Origin of the sequence: Bacillus sp. SIMBA_005 (assembly GCF_046535585.1) — a bacterium.
In the GTDB taxonomy this organism is placed as follows: domain Bacteria; phylum Bacillota; class Bacilli; order Bacillales; family Bacillaceae; genus Bacillus; species Bacillus pumilus.
In genome coordinates this window covers 1-242 of the sequence record NZ_JAWRWI010001037.1, presented here as the reverse complement: position 1 = coordinate 242, position 242 = coordinate 1, and the positions used below count along the sequence as shown (strand labels likewise).

The 242-nt window shown below is 45.5% G+C and carries 1 protein-coding gene; it reads right to left on the bottom strand.

Annotation, left to right across the window (positions count from 1 at the left end; all coding sequences use genetic code 11):
* Window positions 1-242, bottom strand: a 242-nt coding sequence (locus SB660_RS23275; protein WP_410584924.1) for an alanine:cation symporter family protein, incomplete at both ends; no start/stop codon positions are given.

Genomic DNA, 242 nt, shown 5'->3' with positions numbered 1-242 from the left:
ATCCATACGACAACCCCTGATAAACCGATGAGCCCGATTAAGTTTGGAATGGCCATCAGTCCATTTAGCAGATCTGCCACACCCCGGACGAAGTCATTTTGAAACACAGCACCAAAAAAGACAGCCATCACAAACACGATACGATAATACAGGACGTTCGAATCCTTCGCCAAATATGTAAAGCATTTTTCGCCATAATAGTACCAGCCAATCAGGGTGGAATAGGCAAACAAGAGCAGCCC